The 20257-nt window shown below is 51.2% G+C and carries 17 protein-coding genes; all 17 read right to left on the reverse strand.

From position 1 onward, the window contains the following. Nucleotides 1-63: 63 nt before the first annotated feature. The 17 genes from EDM59_RS25630 to EDM59_RS25710 all read right to left on the reverse strand — a co-directional run bounded on the left by EDM59_RS25630 (nt 64) and on the right by EDM59_RS25710 (nt 20150). Nucleotides 64-321 carry an HPr family phosphocarrier protein gene (locus EDM59_RS25630; protein WP_122926265.1) on the reverse strand — a complete coding sequence of 86 codons (258 nt, stop codon included), beginning with the start codon at nt 319-321 and terminating at the stop codon, nt 64-66. Between the two features lie 14 nt (nt 322-335). Next, the gene (gene ptsP / locus EDM59_RS25635; protein ID WP_122926266.1) at nt 336-2063 is read right to left on the reverse strand and encodes a phosphoenolpyruvate--protein phosphotransferase; all 1728 of its coding nucleotides are present in this window, start codon (nt 2061-2063) and stop codon (nt 336-338) included. 16 nt (nt 2064-2079) lie between these two features. After that, the gene (locus EDM59_RS25640; RefSeq protein WP_122926267.1) at nt 2080-3240 is read right to left on the reverse strand and encodes a mannitol-1-phosphate 5-dehydrogenase; all 1161 of its coding nucleotides are present in this window, start codon (nt 3238-3240) and stop codon (nt 2080-2082) included. Nucleotides 3241-3246: 6 nt separating this feature from the next. Then, entirely contained in the window at nt 3247-3681 is a 435-nt protein-coding gene (locus tag EDM59_RS25645) for a PTS mannitol transporter subunit IIA (RefSeq protein WP_092268415.1), read from the reverse strand. Further along, nucleotides 3678-5795: a BglG family transcription antiterminator gene (locus tag EDM59_RS25650; RefSeq protein ID WP_122926268.1), complete on the reverse strand. Its 2118-nt coding sequence runs from the start codon at nt 5793-5795 to the stop codon at nt 3678-3680. Before EDM59_RS25650 ends, EDM59_RS25645 begins: the two co-directional genes overlap by 4 nt. Before the next feature lie 62 nt (nt 5796-5857). Beyond that, a complete protein-coding gene (locus tag EDM59_RS25655; RefSeq protein ID WP_122926269.1) occupies nt 5858-7300 on the reverse strand; it encodes a PTS mannitol transporter subunit IIBC in 1443 nt (480 codons plus the stop codon). 356 nt (nt 7301-7656) lie between these two features. After that, nucleotides 7657-9156 carry a degradosome RNA helicase CshA gene (gene cshA / locus EDM59_RS25660; RefSeq protein ID WP_122926270.1) on the reverse strand — a complete coding sequence of 500 codons (1500 nt, stop codon included), beginning with the start codon at nt 9154-9156 and terminating at the stop codon, nt 7657-7659. A gap of 208 nt (nt 9157-9364) precedes the next feature. Next, nucleotides 9365-9742 (reverse strand): PH domain-containing protein, encoded by a 378-nt coding sequence (locus EDM59_RS25665; protein WP_122926271.1) that lies wholly within the window; start codon nt 9740-9742, stop codon nt 9365-9367. 116 nt (nt 9743-9858) lie between these two features. Continuing rightward, the gene (locus tag EDM59_RS25670) at nt 9859-10545 is read right to left on the reverse strand and encodes a cupin domain-containing protein (RefSeq protein ID WP_122926272.1); all 687 of its coding nucleotides are present in this window, start codon (nt 10543-10545) and stop codon (nt 9859-9861) included. Nucleotides 10546-10714: 169 nt separating this feature from the next. Then, a complete protein-coding gene (locus EDM59_RS25675; protein WP_246011244.1) occupies nt 10715-12343 on the reverse strand; it encodes a formate--tetrahydrofolate ligase in 1629 nt (542 codons plus the stop codon). 163 nt (nt 12344-12506) lie between these two features. Next, a complete protein-coding gene (locus tag EDM59_RS25680) occupies nt 12507-13871 on the reverse strand; it encodes an FAD-binding oxidoreductase (RefSeq protein WP_122926274.1) in 1365 nt (454 codons plus the stop codon). Between the two features lie 17 nt (nt 13872-13888). Next, a complete protein-coding gene (locus EDM59_RS25685; protein ID WP_122926275.1) occupies nt 13889-15163 on the reverse strand; it encodes a TRAP transporter large permease in 1275 nt (424 codons plus the stop codon). A gap of 7 nt (nt 15164-15170) precedes the next feature. After that, nucleotides 15171-15638, reverse strand: a complete 468-nt coding sequence (locus EDM59_RS25690) for a TRAP transporter small permease (protein ID WP_122926276.1) — start codon at nt 15636-15638, stop codon at nt 15171-15173. Between the two features lie 69 nt (nt 15639-15707). Next, entirely contained in the window at nt 15708-16778 is a 1071-nt protein-coding gene (locus EDM59_RS25695) for a TRAP transporter substrate-binding protein (protein ID WP_122926277.1), read from the reverse strand. A gap of 80 nt (nt 16779-16858) precedes the next feature. Next, complete coding sequence (locus EDM59_RS25700; RefSeq protein ID WP_122926278.1) at nt 16859-17629, reverse strand: SDR family oxidoreductase; 771 nt, start codon at nt 17627-17629, stop codon at nt 16859-16861. Continuing rightward, complete coding sequence (locus tag EDM59_RS25705) at nt 17626-19050, reverse strand: aldehyde dehydrogenase family protein (protein ID WP_122926279.1); 1425 nt, start codon at nt 19048-19050, stop codon at nt 17626-17628. Before EDM59_RS25705 ends, EDM59_RS25700 begins: the two co-directional genes overlap by 4 nt. Before the next feature lie 23 nt (nt 19051-19073). Beyond that, on the reverse strand, nt 19074-20150 hold the full coding sequence (locus tag EDM59_RS25710) for a tartrate dehydrogenase (protein WP_122926280.1): 1077 nt from the start codon (nt 20148-20150) through the stop codon (nt 19074-19076). Nucleotides 20151-20257 lie beyond the last annotated feature (107 nt).

A 20257-nucleotide genomic window follows, 5' to 3' on the forward strand; every position in this document is an offset into this window, starting at 1 on the left:
GCTGACCTGATAATACGAAAAAGCCCCTTGTTCATAAGGGGCTTTGCTGTGAGTAAGTCTCGTCTATTCGCCTTCGACCAGCAGCTTTTCCAATGCAACGATCGCTTCCTTCTCGTCCATGCCATCTGCGATCAACGTAATTTCTTCGCCTTTTCCAATAGCCGCCGCCATGATACCCATGATGCTTTTGCCATTGACGGTCTTCTCTTTTTTTACGAGCTTAATCTCGCTTGAAAAGGATGTCGCGGCTTTCACAAAAGTAGCAGCGGGTCTAGCATGCAAGCCTTGGGATAGCTGCACAACAACATTCTTCTGTTCCATCTGGTTGCACCTCCTTAGTTGTCCAATTGATGAAAAGTACGTCGGACAAACTCCTCCACCTGCTGGGACGAGCTCATCGAAAGAATGGTAGTAGTATGTTTTGCCGCTTCTTCCTTACTCATGCGGCCAAGCTGCCCACGTGCAGGCAAAATACTGACGGCACTCATGCTGAATTCGTCTAATCCCATTCCCAGCAAGATCGGAATCGCGATTGGATCCCCGGCCATTTCCCCGCACATGCCTACCCATTTTCCTTTTTCATGAGCAGCCTTGATCACTAGGTGAATCAATCGCAGAACCGCTGGATGATACGGCTGGTACAGATAAGCCACTCGCTCATTCATACGGTCTGCTGCCATCGTATACTGAATCAGATCATTGGTTCCAATACTAAAGAAGTCCACTTCGTTCGCGAACTGATCCGCCATCATGGCTGCTGCAGGGATTTCGATCATGATTCCCACTTCGATCTGTTCGGAGACAGCGATGCCCTTCTCCAGCAGTCCGCGCTTTTCTTCCTCCAGAATGCTCTTCGCCTCACGGAACTCCTCGAGGGTCGCAATCATCGGAAACATGATTTTCAAATTGCCCGATACGCTGGCCCGCAGCAAAGCACGCAGCTGGGTCCTGAACAGCTCCTGATTGTCCAGGCAGAGCCGGATCGCTCGAAACCCTAGGAAAGGATTCAATTCCTCAGGCATATCGAGATAGGAGAGCTGCTTATCTCCACCGATATCAAGCGTACGGATGACCACCGGTTTGCCTTCCATCTGCGCAAGCACCTGCTGGTACGCGAGATACTGCTCCTCTTCTGTAGGGAAATTCTCTCGTCCCATATAGAGGAACTCGGTGCGGAACAGCCCCACTCCTTCTGCCCCATTCGCGAGCACACCTGCCAGATCCTGCGGGCTGCCGATGTTCGCGGCAAGCTCCACATGCTGTTGGTCGGTCGTGACTGTTTTTTGGTGGACCAGCTTGAGCAGTTCCGTCTTTTCCTCGTCGTATTCCTTTTGCTTACGCTGATAAAAGGCAATCTCCTCGTCCGTTGGATCGAGAATGACAATACCCTCGTGACCATCTACAATGGCTGTGGAAGAAGCAGCGGTGAGTCGGGTGATCTCTCTCGTACCAACGACTGCGGGAATTTCCAGAGAACGCGCCATAATCGCCGAATGAGACGTACGTCCACCGATGTCGGTCACAAATCCCTTCACATAACGGCGGTCTAGCTGCGCTGTATCCGAGGGCGTTAAATCCTCTGCCACCACGATGACCTCTTCTGTCAAATGTGCAGGAGTCGCAAACTCGACACCCAACAGGTAGGAGAGGACGCGTTTGGTCACATCCCGAATATCAGCAGCCCGCTCTCGCATGTATTCGTTGTCCATTTGCTCAAACAACTGGATGAATCCTTGGGAAACTTCATCCAAGGCGCTCTCAGCATTGACGCGATCCGAAACGATTTTCCCCTGGATCGTATCCACCAGCTCCGGGTCCTCCAGCACGAGGAGATGCGCCTTGAAAATGTCTGCCTTGTCCGCCCCCATCTCTTTTTCCACATGCGAGGCGATCCCTTCCAAATCCGCTTTGGCCTTTGCCAGCGCATCGTGAAAACGTTGGACTTCTGCCTGTGGATCTTCGATGGACATCGTTGTAATCGCGAGCTTTGGATTGGCAAGCAAAAACACCTTTCCGATCGCAATCCCTGCGGAAGCCTTGACACCTACGATTTTTTGAGACATCCCTACTCCTCCTTTCCTAGTTTGAGATGATTCGGTCTTGGAGCGTGCGTGCGTGCTTCGTTACGATGGCCCCTAGTGGACTTTCCTCGGAAATGCCTGTATAGCTTTGCATCGCGTGCGCAAAGCCGTTCTGCTTACGATCCGATTGAATCTGCATCGCTTCTGGGTCCTCTAGGTAGTCAAACAACAAAGCTGCCGCAATCGCCAATCCCAGGTACTCTGCGGAAATGCCGCGCTCTACACATTGCGTCGCTGGCCCTACCAGGCGATCATTGGGCGACAGCTTGCGAATGGGTGATCGGGCTACCCGTGTGACATGGTCAGCAAGCATTCGATTGGAATACCTTCCCAAAATCTTTTCTACATACGCTTCGTGTGTTTCCTTCTCGAAGTGATATTTTTTCTGAAGCAGCTCCCCGGTCTCCTGGAGCGCTCCCCGGATTGCCTGCTGGATTTCTTGATCCTGCAAGGCCTCGTCAATGGTTCCATATCCGTACAGATAGCCTAAATACGCGATAACAGCATGCCCGGTATTTACAGTAAACAGCTTGCGTTCGATATACGGAGCCAGATCCGATACATAGGTAACCCCTTCAATAGCAGGCACCTCTCCCTTGATCTGCGACTGATCCACAACCCATTCGAAAAATGGCTCAACCGTCACTCGCAGTTTGTCCGCATGCTTTTGCAAGGGAACAATCCGGTCTACAGCTGCATTTGGAAAGGCGACCCATTCATCTGCCTTGCTTTGATCTTCTGGACTCATAAAGCCGTAGACGTAGCCTTTCAGCTGCTGGCTGCCGCCGATCATGTTTTCGCAGGCGATCACATTTAATGCACGCGCCTCTCCCGCAAGCCTTTTGGAGATGCCTTCTGCGATCGCACCTGCGATATGCGGCAAAATAGATGGACCCACAGCAGTCGTAACCAAATCTGCCTGGGCAATCGTTTGGGCGACGGTCTCGATGTCTTTGCCCAAAATAGCACGCACGCCTGTTACTTGTGAAAGTGGCGCTCCTTCCGTTGCAAGCTGCACCTCATACGACTGACGGAGGTTCAGCTCATCAACCAGCTCTTGATTGACGTCGACAAACACTACTTCATAGCCGGCCTGATTCAACAGTTGGCCAATAAACCCACGCCCGATATTCCCCGCTCCAAAATGTACCGCGATCATCTCTCTTCACTCCCCTTCTGCAAACAGGGCAATGATTTCTTCCGGCGTTTTTGCCTGAACCGCGCGAGTGACATTTTCCTCCTCCGAGCAAATCACCGCAATATTGGAGAGAACCTCCAGATGCTCGTCGCCGATGGCTGCAATCCCGATCAGCAAATAGGCTGTATTGCCTTCCCCAAAATCGACGCCATCTGGAACCTGCACGATGGAAATGCCCGTAGACAGGATCTCTTGCTTCGCTTCATTCGTGCCATGAGGAATGGCTACCCCACTACCGATATAAGTCGTCGCAAGTGCTTCTCTTTCCTGCATTTTATCGATGTAAGCCGCGCTGACATGTCCTCCCTTTACCAACAATTCTCCTGCCAGACGGATGCCTTCTTCTTTGCTCGCTACCTTTGCGTTCATCATGATTTTTTCTGCTGTCAGTACGTTGCTCATTTTACTCTCTCCAATCCTGTCTTTTTCAGGCAATAGCTATAAAGCCTGCCTGCTATCTCTTCCATGATGCGCTGTCCTTCTCCTGATTCCATCAACTTCTGCACTTCTTCCTCAATCAGCATCGAGCTGATCTCACTCAGTACTTCCAGCCCTTCTCGCGGCGTGCCATTGGGGCTTAGCAGCAAGAGCAGGATGCGAGCCGACATGACTTCCTCGTCCATCGACCTCAAGGAGACAGGCTCCTCAAGCAGATGTACGGTGAACGACACCTTTGCGACGGCATCGCTTTTGGCGTGAAACAAAGCCATAGAGGTACCGGGTATCCCCAGACCACCCAGCTTTTCTCGGGCCAGCAAGTGGGCAACGACCGTATGCACCTCGTGAATGCTGCTGCTTTTCTCCAGTTCGCCCACGATCGCGCTCAGCGTCTGTTCCATCGTTTTTGCGCGGTTATTCCAGGTCCGCACCAACATCCCCTCCACCAATTCGTGGGCATACCGGGTATATTGACTCAACACCTTCAATTGCTGACTAGCCTGATCCACCTCAAGCAGCCGCTCTGTCCCTGTCCCTTCCCCGTTTGCTTTTCGCGATTGTCCCGCATTCAGCAAGTAATACTTGATCTTTTGAATGTCCTCTTGCGGCAGCAGCGGACTGACTACCACATATTCCATTGGACTTGCTGGCAGCGGGATGGTGGAAATGATCAGGTCATATTCACTCTCGGGAACACGACCGAGCTCAAACAAGGACAGATTTTGCAGGCTGACGATCTCTGGGATTTCCCGGCGAATCCGCGTCGCCAAAATCTTGGACGACCCGATGCCGCTGGAGCATACGACAAGCGCCCGATATCGCTGCTGCTCCTGCTTTGTCCTCTCCAAGGCAGCTCCCAAATGCATCACCAGATAGCCGACTTCCTCTTCCGGCACGTGCAGGTCAGGGAATATTTTCTCCGCCGCCTCCTTGGCGACCGCGAACAACTCAGGATAATTCTGCTTGATCTGCTCCAGGATAGGGTTTCTGATTTCCATCTTTCGTTTTAACCGATAATGGGCCGGCTCCAGATGGGTCAAAAGCCCATGGAACAAAGAAGTATCCCCCCGAAGAGGGATTCCCAACCGCTCCTCGCAGAGCTGAATCAGCTGCTGGGTGGCCACGAACAGCTCTGCATTTTCCGGCCACAGCGACTCATCCTGGGAATTTCTCAGCTTGGCTCCGCGCAGATGCATCGTGATGTAGCCGACCTCGGCGGCGGGAATCTCCATATCGAACGTCTGCTTCAGCCTTTCCATGATGGTTTGGGCAGCCTCGTATTCGGAGGTTCCCATCAGCTCGTTTAGCGTTAGCTCGTCGAAATGAATGTTTTCACCTTTTTCGACCCTCTCTACAGCCAAAGCCAGATGGGTAACCAGACCAATGTACGCACTATCTGCAAGCGAGTACGGCAGCTCTTCTTCCAAATGACTCAGCGCATTTTCCACTTTGATCAGCTTTTCCCGGTCAATCAGGCCCAAAAGACGTTCTGAAATCGAATCGACATCCCGCAGGTTCTTGTTCTGAATGTTATCCCGAATAATCTCGATGACTTGATGGTCGTCCAGATGATCCGATAGCAGCCGGCTAATGGCACGACGCTTGGAGGATTCGGAACCGTTCAGTTCAACGCCATAGCCCCTTTTTCGCAACAGGCTAAGCTCGTACTGAGACAGCATCAGCTCCAGATCGTCCAAATCGTGACTGATGGTTGCCGTCGTCACCTTCAAGTCCAAGGCCAGCGAAATCAGCTTCACTGGCTCCGTCGCCTCCAGAAGTGCACACAAAATCAGGACTTTTCTTTCCTGCGGCGTGTACTCGGTCGTAGTCTGGTGAAGGATGTTGATGCGCAGCGACTGCTTCTCCTCCTGCGTCCCCACTACCTCTACGCCTGCGCCCGCCTTTCGTACCAGTTTCAATCCATGCTGTTCAAAAAAGGCTGCAAGCACATCCAATTCCCGATGAATGGTGCGTGCGCTGACTCCTATCTGCTCGGCGACAGCCCCTACAGTCAGGCTGTCCTTTTGTACTTGCAGCAAAATCTCGATGATGGCTCGTTGACGTGAAGATACCCGCAAGGTTCCACCTTCCCTTCGCAGAAAAGAGGGAAAACGCTAGCTCGCACTAGCGTTGGTTCCCTTTAGCTCAGACGTTTGACCAAATTGTCGTATTCCGGGCTATTCAAAAAGTTATCAATCGAAATATGTTCCGCTTCAGGTGCCTTTGCAATCGCGCGCTCCGTCAGCGATTTATGGGTAATAACAATGTCTGCATCCGTCGGAATGTCGTTGATCGCGGTATTGATTACCGTAATTTCCTCCAGCCCGGCAGCTTTAAATTTCTTCCGCAGAGCCGCAGCTCCCATCGCGCTCGACCCCATACCGGCATCGCACGAGAAGACTACTTTTTTCACATCGGAAGCAGCGATTTGAGCTGTAGTTGCAGTTGCCGCTACTTCTCCAGTTTCTACTGCTTGCTGTTTTTTACCTTTCAGCTCTTGCATTTTCTCTGTCGCTTTCTCCAATTCCTCGTCCTCATTTTTGCTGCTCATTTTCAGCAAAGCCGAGGCGATCACGAAAGATACGACGGTCGCCACAATCACACCTGCCCAAACAGGGAGCAATCCTCCACGTGGGGCCATCGCAGAGAGAGCGAAGATACTACCAGGAGATGGTGGCGCTACCAATCCTGCACCCAGCAGAGTAAAGGTGAACACACCAGCCATACCGCCGCCAATTACCGCCAAAATCAAGCGTGGGTTCATCAAAATGTACGGGAAGTAAATCTCATGAATCCCACCAAAGAAGTGAATGATCACAGCGCCCGGAGCAGATTGCTTCGCATTGCCCCGACCCACCAGCCAGTACGCGAGCAGGATACCCAGTCCTGGACCAGGGTTGGTTTCCAGCAAGAAGAAGATGGACTTACCGACTTTTGACGCTTCATCCAGCCCGATTGGACTTAAGATACCGTGGTTAATGGCGTTATTTAAGAACAATATTTTCGCAGGTTCAATGAAAATGCTTGCAAGCGGTAACAATCCTGCATTGACGATGACTTGTACGCCAGCAGCGAGCGCTTTGCTCAGACCTTCTACGACAGGACCAATCGCGAGGAAAGCCAGCAGCGTCAGCAGCGCCCCAAGAATCCCTGCAGAGAAGTTGTTGACCAGCATTTCAAATCCGGACTTAATCTTTCCTTCCAGCGACTGGTCCACTTTTTTCATGACCCAACCGCCGATCGGACCCATAATCATGGCTCCCATAAACATCGGGATGTCTGTACCGACGATGACACCCATTGTTGCAATGGCCCCGACGACACCGCCTCGGACATCGTGGATCATTTTACCACCTGTATACCCGATCAACAGCGGCAGGAGATACTTGATCGTCGGATCGACCAATTTTGCCAGACTTTCATTTGGTAACCAGCCCGTCGGAATAAAGAGCGCAGTAATCAGACCCCACGCGATGAAAGCTCCAATGTTCGGCATGACCATCGCACTCAAAAAGCGGCCAAATTTTTGTACCGAGACTCGCAATCCACCCGAACCTTGATTGTTTGTGGCTACTTTCCCCATACAGGACCCTCCTTTGCCTGAATCTATTTGTTCATGACAGAATTAAAAAGTATGTTTGCTTGCTTCAAATATAAAGCGTTTACATCTGCGCCACAACAAAATCAAAAGGCTATGTTGTCTCGATTAATGTTGACAAAAGTTAATTGAAAAAATCAAAGGATGTATCATTCAAGTGAAGAAACGAATAAGAAAAACGCGGGAAGTTGAAGTGCGCCCGCGTCCTTAGGTTAAGTGGTCGGTGAAGTTGTGGTGGAGAAGGAGGAAAAGGGGGGGATGGCTCACGTCGTTTATCCTTTCTGATTCAATAAAAAAGACCCCCGCTTTAGCGGAGGCCTTGCCTGTCATCATCTTTTCAATTAGCGCTGTCTGTCACCACGAGGACGGGAATCTCCTGTACGTGGACGGGATTCACCGGAACGAGGGCGGAACTCACCGCTGCGTGGGCGGGATTCTCCCGTACGTGGACGTTGTGGTCTCTTCGCACCATAGCCACCGGAAGTACCTTTTCCTTTTGGAGGGAACTTCTTCTTGCTGACACGAAGCGGTGCTTCTTCTGTGAGGCGAACTGGCGTCAGATCCGGTTCCTTCGTCAAGAGCTTCAGAGCTGCGGACACGAGTGTTACGGAATCAACGTCCTCCAGCAGCTGTTCAGCCAATGTTTTGTAGGCTTGCAGATTTTCTCTGCCTGCTGCCTCCAGCATTTTCTCCACAGCCATACGTTGTTGACCTTCCATTGCCTCAGACATCGATGGCACAGAACGGCGCTCCATGCGACGGTTTGTTGCACGCTCGATCAGACGCAGATGGTCGATTTCACGAGGAGATACGAAGGTGATCGCAAGACCTGTTTTCCCTGCACGACCCGTTCTGCCGATACGGTGAACGTAGCTTTCGGAGTCTTGCGGAATATCGAAGTTGAATACGTGGGTAACCCCGCTGATATCCAAACCGCGAGCAGCAACGTCTGTTGCTACCAGCACTTCGATGGTGCCTTCTTTAAATTTGCGCAGCACGCTGTCGCGCTTTGCCTGGTTCAAGTCGCCGTGAATTCCTTCTGCTCCGTAGCCACGCTTGGTCAAAGCCTCGGAGAGCTCATCCACTCTGCGCTTGGTGCGACCAAAGATGATCGCCAGCTCAGGGGAATGGATATCGAGCAGACGGCAGAGCACATCAAACTTTTGCTTCTCCGCTACTTCCATATATTGCTGCTCAATGTTTGGAACAGTTACTTCTTTCGGCTTTACGGAAATGAGAGTAGGATCCGTCATGAATTGCTGCGCGATTTCTTGAATCGCACGTGGCATTGTCGCCGAGAACAACAGCGTTTGACGGTTTTCTGGCACTTCCTTCAGAATTTCCTTGATGTCATCGATGAAGCCCATGTTCAGCATTTCATCTGCTTCGTCCAATACAACGATTTCGATCGCATCCAGGCGGATCGTTCTTCTTCTCATGTGATCCATGAAACGGCCAGGTGTAGCTACGATGATTTGCGGACGCTTTTTCAACGCCTTGATCTGACGAGTGATGTCTTGACCACCGTAGATCGGCAAAGCTGTGATTTTCTTGAATTGAGCGATCTTGTTAATTTCCTCCGCTACTTGCACAGCCAGCTCACGAGTTGGTGTCAGAACCACACCTTGGATATTGCCGTTTTCTTCATCCAATCTTTCGACCAACGGAATACCAAACGCTGCTGTTTTCCCCGTACCAGTCTGGGCTTGCCCGATCAAATCCCGTCCTTGCAGTGCAACCGGAACGGTTTGATCCTGAATGGCTGTAGCTTCTTCAAATCCCATATTGCTCAACGCTCTAACGATAGAGTGATGTAAACCAAAATCAAAAAAAGTACTCAATGCTTTTCAGTCTCCTTTTTCAAAAACCTTCTTCTATAAATATCTCACTAAAAAAGGGCACTATTCCTTACGATCCGGAACATGCCCTCTTATCCCCGATTGTACAAAAGCACCCCACAAAGAACATAGCTGTAATCGTAACACGGATCTTATGAAATTGCAAATAGCAGACTGTCTTATAAGGGCCAGCCAAATTCACCCATCTCCATCACTTCAGCACATAATCAGCTAGGACACTTTGCACCTCAAATATGTTTAGGTTTTTGTTAAACTGGCGTTGAAGCGGCATTTGGCTACCCGAGATGTATATCGTAAGTTCAGCATCGAGGTCAAAGCTGCCCGCTGTCTCCACACTGAAATGCGTAATGCTTTTGTAGGGAACGGAATGATACTCCACCTTTTTCCCTGTAAGTCCCTGTTTGTCGATCAGGATCAATCGTTTGTCCGTAAACAGAAAAAGATCCCTGATCAGCTTGTAGGCTTTTTCGATTCGTTCATTTCTCCCAAGCAGATGCCCAAACTCGTTCTGTGCCTCTGCGACGCTGACCTCCGACGCATTTCCCATCAAACCATCAAACAAGCCCATTATCCTCGCCCCCCGTCCCTGACACATTCGCCATATGTATATGGATTAAATTACCACTGTTTGCATGAAAAAGAAAAGAGACTAGCCGCCTAGATTTCAGACGGCTGCGCAAAAACTTACCAATATTGCTGGGGGTATCCCTGGGCAGAAGGATACATTCCCTGCGGTTGTCCGTAGGGAGGCTGCATCATCTGATGCTGCGGTTGCTGATAAGGTAGCTGGTAGCCGTATACTTGCGGCTGTTGCTGCATCTGACCTTGGATGTGCCCCTGATGGCAATTCACGGGTGGCCCAATGAAAGTCGATGCCTGGATCGGCGCCACCGTCTCCCTCCATTGCCCTTCGTTCAGACAGTACGTATGAGCCATGACGTCGCTTGGCGTTAAACGCAAAATATCCGAGCCTAGGATAACCTCAGGGATCGGAGCATTAAAGATGGCGATGAGATGCGTATTGTCTACTGTCGCGATCTCCCAGTGCCACCAGCCTTGCGGGATGTTCGTCACTTGACCAGGCATGATGTGGTACGTAGATACTTCATTCGTAAACGGATTGATGAACGAGACATTCGCCGCGCCTGACACACAATACACGAGCTCCGCGGCATTCTGATGGTAGTGCGGCTCTACCACGTTTCCCTGACTCAGAAAGATATCTAGAAGGGAGACATTGTCCAAGGAATTGAGCGTTTGTGTAGATAACACATTAATGTAGTTTTGCCCATCCTTCGTAAAGAGCCTGTTGCGATTGATATCATCGAAGTATTGGATAGAAGGCGATTTATAATCAAGATAAAGCGTCATTCTTGCTTCAGCCCCACTTTACTGCAAATTTCCCTACTCCCTATCCGTATGATATGGGCTGGCAGGACGTTCGCCCATTTGCCCAGTTGGCTCTCACCCGCTTCCCTCCCCAGTCAAAAAAGCTGGAGGCCATGATGCGCCCCCAGCTTCTCTACCATCTTCATTTTACTTAGCTCAGTCCTACTATGTTGCCATCCTCGTCGACGTAGAGCGATTCCGCTGCAGGCTTTTTCGGCAAACCAGGCATCGTAACCAGACTTCCCGTGAGTGCCACAATGAAACCAGCCCCTGCTGAAATGCGGATTTCACTGACGGAGATGGTGAAATCCGTTGGAGCACCCAATACATCCGCCCGATCCGTAAAAGAGTACGGTGTCTTTGCCATGCAGACAGGGAAATGCGTGAGACCCATTTCCTCGATTTTTTGCAAGGTTTTCAGTGCTGACGGCGAAAAAACAACGTCCGAGCCTCGATAGATTTCTTTTACGACCGTTTCCATCTTTTGCTTGGTCGTTTGGTTTTCCTCATAAAGAAAACGGAAGGTCGATGGCTGTTCAGCTGCACGAGCCACTTTTTCAGCCAGCTCGATTCCACCTTTGCTGCCCTCTGCCCATACATCTGAGAGTGCCGCTTCCACGCCCAGCTGTTGGCAGAAGGCCACCACTGCATCTATTTCTTCTTGCGTGTCTGTCGTGAAATGATTGATAGCCACCACGGTAGGCACCCCGAATTTTTTCAGGTTCTCGATATGACGGCGAACGTTGGCAAACCCACGCTCCAGCGCTTCCAAATTGGCTACAGACAGGTCAGACACTTTCACTCCGCCGTTGTATTTCAAGGCCCTCACGGTGATCACGACGACCGCCGCTGCAGGAGTCAGTCCGGCCTTTCTGCACTTGATATCAAAAAACTTCTCTGCTCCCAGGTCTGCACCGAAGCCCGCCTCTGTCACCACGTAATCCGCCAGCTTGAGTGCCGTTTTCGTAGCGATGACACTGCTGCAGCCATGCGCAATATTGGCAAAAGGCCCCCCATGAACCAAAACGGGTGTTCCTTCGATGGTTTGCACGAGATTGGGTTTGATAGCTTCTTTCAAAAGCACACACATTGCTTCTACGGCATGAATTTCTTCGGCACGCACCGGCTCATCATCAAAGTCGTAGCCAATGATGATCTGGTTCAGACGCTCACGCAAATCTGCCAGATTTTCGCTCAAGCACAAAATGGCCATGATTTCGGAGGCTGTGGTGATCATAAATCCATCTTCCCGTACCATACCGTTTCCATCGCCAACACCGACCACGATATTTCGCAATGCGCGGTCGTTCATGTCCATCGCCCGTTTCCACACGATTTTCTTTGGATTTAGGCGACGCGGATTTCCATGGAATATATGATTATCGATCATGGCAGCCAACAGATTGTGGGCGGAAGTGATCGCGTGGATATCCCCCGTAAAGTGAAGATTGATTTCGTCGGCTGGGAGAATCTGCGCCTGACCGCCTCCGGTGGCTCCCCCCTTGATTCCCATACACGGACCGAGAGAAGGCTCACGCAGTGCCGCGATGGTTTTCTTCCCCAAAGCGTTTAGCGATTGGGACAACCCGATCGTCGTGAGCGTTTTTCCTGCTCCCGCCGGGTTGGGATTCATAGCTGTCACGAGAATCAGTTTACCGTCTGGACGATCCTTTACCTTTTCCCAAAGTTCATCCGATAATTTGGCCTTAAATTTTCCGTACAGTTCCAGATCCTGCTCTTCGATACCTGCTGCTTTGGCAATCTCGACAATCGGCTTCATTCCGTGCCTCCCTGCAATCGGTAAATTCGTTGTTTCATGACCAACTTCTACATTCCACATTCTAGTCGCTTCTCCTGTCCCCCGAACTGCTTTTGTCGTGGAAAAAAGGAAAAACCCGCACTCTGTAGGTTACACAGAATACAGGCTTAGTAGATCAACGAAATTACGCTCCGAAGATTTTCCCAGGATTGAGGATTCCCTTTGGATCAAGCGCTTGCTTCAGCGACTGCATGACATCGAGTGCTTCGCCATGCTCAATGCGCTGGTACTTCGCTTTTCCGACCCCGACGCCATGCTCACCCGTGCACGTTCCCCCTCGACTCAGGGCGTATTCTACGAGATGGGCGTTCAAGGCTTCGGCTCGGGCAATTTCGTCTGGGTTGTCCAAATCGATCATCAGGATGACATGGTAGTTGCCGTCCCCTACATGGCCTAAGATGGCACCGTCCAAACCCGAACGGTCTATCGCCTCTCTGGCATCGACGACCGCTCCCGCCAGCTCGGAAAAGGGCAGGCAAACATCTGTCACCATCATTTTCTTGCCAGGCGACTTGTGAATAAACGCATACGCCATGTTGTGCCGCACATCCCACAGCTGGGCACGGGCCTTGGAGTCCGTCTCAAACAAAAACTCCGTGCAGCCATGCTCACCAGCAATGCTTTGAGCGAAATCGATATCATGTGCAAGCCCTTGCTCACTGCCGTGAAATTCGATGAACAGCGTAGGGTATTCTGGATAGCTTGTCTCTTTGTATGCATTGACCTGACGGATCGAGCGTTCATCAACCAGCTCAATCCTCGCCACCGGCACACCCGCGGAAAGAATATCAACCACAGTATCTACTGCATCCTGGACGGTAGGGAAGCAAGCTCGTGACGCCATCGTCGCCTCCGGAATCCCGTACACGCGCAAGGTCAATTCCGTGAAGGCACCGAGCGTTCCCTCCGAGCCGACAAACAGCCCGGTCAGATGGTAGCCCGATGAGGACTTTGCGGTCATGCTGCCTGTGTGGATGATTCGCCCATCTGCCAGCACGACTTCCAGATCGCGCACTTGATCGCGCATGACGCCATAGCGAACCGAAGTCGTACCACTCGCATTGGTGGCAGCCATCCCCCCTACAGTCGCATCAGCTCCAGGATCGACAGAGAAGAACAGCCCGTGCTTCTTCAATTCCTTGTTGAGCTGTGTCCTCGTCACTCCCGGCTGTACGCGAACCAGGAAATCCTGCGGCCGCACCTCCAGAATTTGATTCATCAACGAGAAATCCAGGCTGATTCCCCCCTGATACGGGATAGCGTGACCCTCCAGACTGCTCCCCAACCCAAATGGTGTGACTGCGATATGCTGTTCGTTTGCCAGCTTCATGATCTCACTTACCTCTTGGGCGCTTTGCGGAAACACCACGACATCCGGCAGGTGAGGGGTATGGTACGATTCATCATGACTGTGGTGCTCGAGTACCGTCGGGTTCGTCGTGACTCGCTCGCTGCCCAGCCACTCTTTTAATTGTTGGATGTAATCCACAGTAATGCCGCCTCCCTTTACTTACTCAAGTTCACCAGCCACAAGCTGATTTCTGGAATATAGGTGATGAGCATCAGATCGACGCACAAGAGAACCAGGAACGGGATAGCTGCCCGCTCAATCGCCGAGTTGGACAGCTTCGCGATATTTCCGGCTACCAAAAGGTTCAGTCCCACCGGTGGCGTCAGCATCCCGATCGCGGAGTTGACGACCATGATGACCCCGAACAAAACCGGATCAATCCCCAAAGCATTCGTAATCGGCAACAGAATCGGCGTCATCAGGATGATGGTCACCGCTGTTTCCATAAACGTACCCAAAATGAGCAACAAAACGTTGATGATCAACAGCGTAATAAAGGCGCTATCAGTAATCCCCAGCATGAATTGGGCAATTTCCTGAGGAATATTTTCCCTGGTCATGATAAATCCGAATGCATTGGCCGTCGCGATAATCAGCATGATGACCGCTGTCATAGTAGCGGAACTCGAAAAAATTTCACCCAAGTCTTTCCATTTGATTTCCCGGTAGACGAACAAGCCTACCACCAGACCGTATACAACGGCTACGACTGCCGCTTCTGTGGAGGTGAAAATTCCACCGTAAATACCGCCCAAAATAATGACCGGCATCAGAATAGCCAAAATTGCTTCTTTAAAGGCCTTCCAAACATCGGAGAGCGTATGCTTTTCCCCACCGCCCCAGCCGTTTTTCTTACTGATCCAAAATGAATACGCGATCAAAGAAAGCGCTACGAGAATCCCCGGTCCAATACCGGCAATAAACAAATCGTTAATGGAAGTGCTTGCTGCAACTCCGTACAATACCATCGGAACGCTAGGCGGAATCATAACACCGATCGTACCGCCCGCTGCGTGCAGGGCAGCCGAGAAACGGACATCATACCCTTTTTTGACCATGTGCGGGATGAGAATGCCCCCTACTGCAGCCGTAGTCGCTGCCGAGGAACCGGATATCGCTGCAAAAAAGGTACAACCCATAACCGCTACAATCGCTAATCCACCCGGCAAAGTACCGACGAGCGTGTTCGCAAACTTGATCAGGCGCGCAGAAATCCCGCCTGTCTCCATCAGCTTACCTGCCAGCAGGAAGAACGGAACAGCCATCAACGGGAAAGAGTCGGTCCCGTTGAACATTTTTTGAATGACGACCAGCAAAGGGATATTTCCCTCAACCATAAAGGCAACAACTACCGAGAGCCCTAACGCGACGGCAATCGGCACATTAATGATCAGGAGAACCAATAGTGTTAAAAAGAGAACAGTCCCCACAATCGATTCACTCCTTCCCCGTGATGTCTTTCCAAGTGACATGGAGTACGTTCATGATGAGCAGTACACCGCTGATCGGAATCACCATGTAGACGTAGCCCATGGGAACGAGCAGAGTGGGAGATGTCTGTGTCATGCTTCGCGCGGCCAGAGCATACCCCTGTTGAACCATGACCACAAAAAAGAAAATGCTGAGCAGCGCCGCGATACTCAAAACGATCTTATTCATCAACGGCGACAAAAACTTCTGAATATACTCGGTACCGATATGGGCTTTAAGGGCCATTGCATAGGCAGAGCCGAGGAAAGTAATCCAGATCAGCAAATAGCGCGCCAGCTCCTCTGTCCACGCGAGCGGCTGATCAAGGAAGAACCGAAAGAGTACCTGGAGAAAAACAGCCACGATCAGAACAGACAGCATGAAAATAACGACGAGGCGAGTCAATTGATTGATTTTGGTAATAACAGTGCCCACAACGGTTTCTCCTTTCGCAGGGAAAACGGAGGAGAAGAGCAGCCTCAGCTGCCCATCTCCCTTCTGCCTTTACTTCGTATTCATGATCTCATCAACCAGCTCTTTGCCGAACTGACCGGAAAACTTGTCATAGACTGGCTTCATCGCATCGCGGAACGCTTGCTTGTCTACATCCTCCGTGATGGTCACGCCTTTCGATTTGATATCCTTGATCGCTTCCTCTTCCATCTTGATCATCAGCTCGCGCTCGTATTGACCCGCTTTTGTTGCCTCTTCGGAAATCAGCTGCTGCACATCTGCAGGGAGCTTATCCCATACTGGCTTACTGAAAAGGATTAAAGCAGCGGAGTACACATGACCAGTCAAAGACATATGCGTTTGCTTGGAATCGTACAACTTGTACGTTTGTGCGACGATCGCCGGGTTTTCCTGGGCATCTACGACACCTTGCTGCAGAGCAGTCAGTGCTTCCGTCCATGCCATTGGCGTCGGTTTCGCTCCCAAAGCTTCAAAGGCTGCCAGGTGAATCGGGTTTTCCTGCGTGCGAATCTTCATCCCTTGGATATCGGCAGGAGTCTTGATGTCTTTTGTTCCATTTGTGATATGGCGGAAACCGTTTTCAGCCCATGCCAGACCAACCAGGTTTGCACTGCTCAAGTCCTTCAGGATGTCCTGCCCCACTTTTCCGTCCAGAACCTTGTAAGCTTGGTCCCGGCTTTCAAACAGGAAAGGCAGGTCAAGCACGCCCAGCTTCGAATAGAAGTTGGTTACTGGTGCCGTAGAAGTAATCGACATGTCAGCAGTACCCAGCGTAAGCGCTTCCGTCAATTCGCGTTCCGCACCCAGCTGGCTCAGCGGGTACACTTCGATTTTCACTTTTCCGTTGGAGCGCTTCTCCACATCTTCCGCCATCTTTTTCAGAGCCAGGTTATACGGATGATCTTCTGTCAAAGAGTGACCTGCTTTAAAGACAAACGTTTGTCCATCACTTTTCGGCGCTTCCGTCGTTGCTGCTTGACCGCCATTGTTTTGTCCGGAAGGCTGGGCAGCTTGTCCGCCTCCACCCCCACCGCATGCTGTCAGCAGCATCGAAGCTGAAAGCAGCCCCGATAATAAAAAACCCCATTTTTTTCGCAACATCTCTCTAATTCCCCCTGATTGTCTATTCTATTTTTATTACATTGAATTCATTTAATAATATGAAAATTTTATCGATTTGGCTAGATGCCTCTTCCACCGTCTACATTCATTACTTCCCCTGTCACGATCTTGGACAGATCAGAAGCCAGATACAGAGCGGCTTGCGCAATATCCTCCGGTTGAATCAACGTACCGAGCGGCACACTGCTGATAAAAATATCCTTTTTGCCCGCTTCGACTTCGGCTTCGTCCCCGTTGATGAATTTGCCAAGCATCGGCGTCTCTGCCGGACCTGGGTTGATGACATTTACTCGAATCTTGAACGGAGCCAGCTCGATAGCCAGCGCTTTGCTCAGCATGATCGCCGCACCTTTGGAAGCGCAGTACGCATTCAGCCCCGGACGCGCGCGGATGCCTGCAATCGAGGCGATGTTGATGATACTTCCTTTGTTGCCCGCTTTCATATGGGGAACAGCGTGTCTAGCAGTCAGGAAGATGGATTTTGTGTTCACGTTCAAGGTCCGATCCCACTGCTCCAGACTCAGCTCCTCGATCGGGGTAAACGCTTGTGGTACTCCCGCGCAGTTGACCAGTACATCCACAGAGCCAAATGTCGAAACGGTCTGCTGAATCATCGCTGCCACACTCTGATCATCGGATACATCTGTTTGAACAGGCAGAGCCTTTCCTTCTGGCAGCTCCTGTGCGACCTTCTCTGCTGCTTCTTTGTTCAAATCCGCCAGTACGACGCTCGCTCCCTGTTCGGCAAACAGCTTAGCAATCGCCTTTCCCATGCCTGATGCTGCACCTGTTACCACTGCGGTTTTTCCTGCCAATAGTTGTCCGTTCATAGATTGATCACCACCATCCTCTCTTCTGTCATTTCCTCGACTGCGTAGCGAGGACCCTCCTTGCCCAAACCGCTGTTTTTCACACCGCCATACGGCATGACATCGTTGCGATAGGTAGAAACGTCATTGATCACGACTCCGCCATACTCCAGGACGCGGGCAGCTTTCATCGCAATGTTCAGGTCGCGGGTGAAAATGCCTGCCTGCAGGCCGTATTCGGAGTTGTTGGCTTGGGCAAATGCGTCATCGAGATCATTGTACGGAATGATCGTTACAACAGGAGCAAACACTTCTCGGCAGACGACTTTCATTTCCGGCTTGGTGTCCACCAAAACCGCTGGATAGAACAAGGCGCCTTCCCGCTTCACTGGCAAGAGCGCTGTCGCCCCCTCGCTGATGGCTTCGTTTACCCATTCCTCTGTGCGGATTGCCTCTTTTTCACTGATCATTGGACCTACATCCGTGTCCGGGTCTTCCGGATTTCCGACTTTCAGCTGCTTTACCTCAGCGATGTACAGCTCGGAAAACTCCTGGAAGACAGACTCGTGCACGTAAATGCGCTGAACGGCGATGCAAGCCTGCCCTGCATTGTGGAAGCTTCTCGCCGCTGTTTGACGGGCAGCAAGCCCCAGATCGGCATCCAGATGAACGATATTCGGAGAGTTGTTCCCCAGCTCCAGCGCTACTGGACGCATACCGCTGCGCTCTTTAATATGGCGGCCAACCTCGCCTGATCCGGTAAAGGTGTACATCGCGATCCGCTCTTCGTCAAGCAGCCACTCTCCTACCTGACTGCCCGCTCCGGTCACGATGTTGATGTAGCCTTTAGGCAATCCCGCCTCTTCCAAGACCTCGAGCAGCAGGAATGTGGCAATCGGCGTCACGGTAGCCGGTTTGACGACCAAAGTGTTTCCTGCAGCGATAGCAGGAGCGATCTTGTGCGTGCTAAGCAAGAGCGGGTAGTTGAACGGGGTAATCGCACCGATTACGCCCTTTGGTACGCGGATCGTAAAGCCCAGACGGTTTTCTGAGCCTTCTGTCGCCTGCAAAGGAATCATTTCGCCGTGAATCTTTTTCGCTTCCTCCGCAGACAAGCGCAAGGTATTGATGGTGCGGTCCAGCTCGTTCATGGCGTCCTTGCGCGTTTTGCCGACCTCCCGGATCAGGGAGAGCTCCATCTCGTCGCGGCGAGCTTCCATCAGCTCAGAGGCCTTCAGCAAAATCTTGTAGCGCTGGAAGGGAGTCAGGCTGTCCTGCTTGAAGGTTTTCGATGCCTTCTCGACAGCGTCCGACACGTGATGCTGTTCTGCTTTCGCGATCTGCGCGATGCACTCGCCTGTATATTTGTGATAGACAGGAATGTAGCTGTCTGTTTTTACCCATTCGCCACCAATGTAGAGATCATATGATTTCGTTTCCATTCTCCCGTTGCCTCCCTCTATTTCTATTTGGTTGCCTGGTAGATTTGACGAACGATTTCGTCGCCCAGCTCTCTGGTTGTCGCATTGCCGCCCAGATCGGGAGTCAGCACTTTTCCATCCACGAGAACTTGCTCGATCGCGTTCATGATGACCGAGCTGATCTCTGGCAGATCGAGATGATCCATCATCATGCTGAGGCTCCAGATTTGCGCGATCGGATTGGCTATCCCTTTTCCTGCAATATCAGGTGCAGAGCCATGAATCGGTTCAAACATGGACGGGAATTTGCGCTCCGGATTGATATTGGCAGATGGGGCAAGTCCCAGACCACCGACGATGGCAGCTCCGAGGTCAGTCAGGATATCTCCAAACAAATTGCTCGCCACGACGACATCGAACTCTTCCGGACGTGTGATAAAGTAAGCGGCCAGCGCGTCGATATGGTAGAGATTCGTAGTAATGCCAGGGTGCTCCTGATTCACTTCTTTGACGATCTCATCCCAGAACGGCATGGAGTGGTTGATACCATTCGACTTAGTCGCGGCAGTCAGTCTCTTCTTCGGACGCTTTTCTGCCAGCGAATAGGCGTATTTCAAAATTCGCTCTGTGCCGTAGCGGGTAAACACATTGTTTTGCACAGCCAGCTCATAAGGTGTGCCCTGATGCATCCGCCCTCCCATGTTGGAGTACTCGCCCTCGGTATTTTCCCGGACCACCACGAAATCCAGGTCGGCATGGTTCTTGTAGCGAAGCGGGCTCTCCAGACCTTTCAGCAGCTTTACGGGACGCAGATTGACATATTGCTGAAAGGCGCGGCGGATTGGCAGGATCAGTTCCCACACGGAAATATGGTCAGGAACCCCAGGTGCTCCAACTGCACCAAGCAAAATCAGATCATAGTCTTTTAATGTATCCAGTCCATTGTCAGGCATCATCTTGCCATGCTTAAGGTAATAGTTGCAGTTCCAATCCATCACATCATTGGCAAAACGAACGCCACCATGGCTTTCTTCAATAGCCTTCAAAACCTTTAATCCTTCGTCCATCACTTCGGGACCGATCCCGTCTCCCGGTATCACCGCGATTGAATAATGAAGCAATCGACTCCCCCCTTGAAAAAGATCTAATTTTTTGACGATACAGACAATGACTATTGCATGTTTAATGCCAACTGCTTTTACAGCGATCTCTTTTCGTAAAACGCTTT

Source organism: Brevibacillus nitrificans (assembly GCF_003710965.1).
Taxonomy (GTDB): domain Bacteria; phylum Bacillota; class Bacilli; order Brevibacillales; family Brevibacillaceae; genus Brevibacillus; species Brevibacillus centrosporus.

Coding starts and splice junctions, on each gene's coding strand:
- EDM59_RS25630 (WP_122926265.1), bottom strand. CDS start 321: ATGGAACAGAAGAATGTTGTTGTGCAGCTATCCCAAGGCTTGCATGCT.
- ptsP (WP_122926266.1), bottom strand. CDS start 2,063: ATGTCTCAAAAAATCGTAGGTGTCAAGGCTTCCGCAGGGATTGCGATC.
- EDM59_RS25640 (WP_122926267.1), bottom strand. CDS start 3,240: ATGATCGCGGTACATTTTGGAGCGGGGAATATCGGGCGTGGGTTTATT.
- EDM59_RS25645 (WP_092268415.1), bottom strand. CDS start 3,681: ATGAGCAACGTACTGACAGCAGAAAAAATCATGATGAACGCAAAGGTA.
- EDM59_RS25655 (WP_122926269.1), bottom strand. CDS start 7,300: ATGGGGAAAGTAGCCACAAACAATCAAGGTTCGGGTGGATTGCGAGTC.
- EDM59_RS25665 (WP_122926271.1), bottom strand. CDS start 9,742: ATGGGCTTGTTTGATGGTTTGATGGGAAATGCGTCGGAGGTCAGCGTC.
- EDM59_RS25670 (WP_122926272.1), bottom strand. CDS start 10,545: ATGACGCTTTATCTTGATTATAAATCGCCTTCTATCCAATACTTCGAT.
- EDM59_RS25675 (WP_246011244.1), bottom strand. CDS start 12,343: ATGAAGCCGATTGTCGAGATTGCCAAAGCAGCAGGTATCGAAGAGCAG.
- EDM59_RS25695 (WP_122926277.1), bottom strand. CDS start 16,778: ATGTTGCGAAAAAAATGGGGTTTTTTATTATCGGGGCTGCTTTCAGCT.
- EDM59_RS25700 (WP_122926278.1), bottom strand. CDS start 17,629: ATGAACGGACAACTATTGGCAGGAAAAACCGCAGTGGTAACAGGTGCA.
- EDM59_RS25705 (WP_122926279.1), bottom strand. CDS start 19,050: ATGGAAACGAAATCATATGATCTCTACATTGGTGGCGAATGGGTAAAA.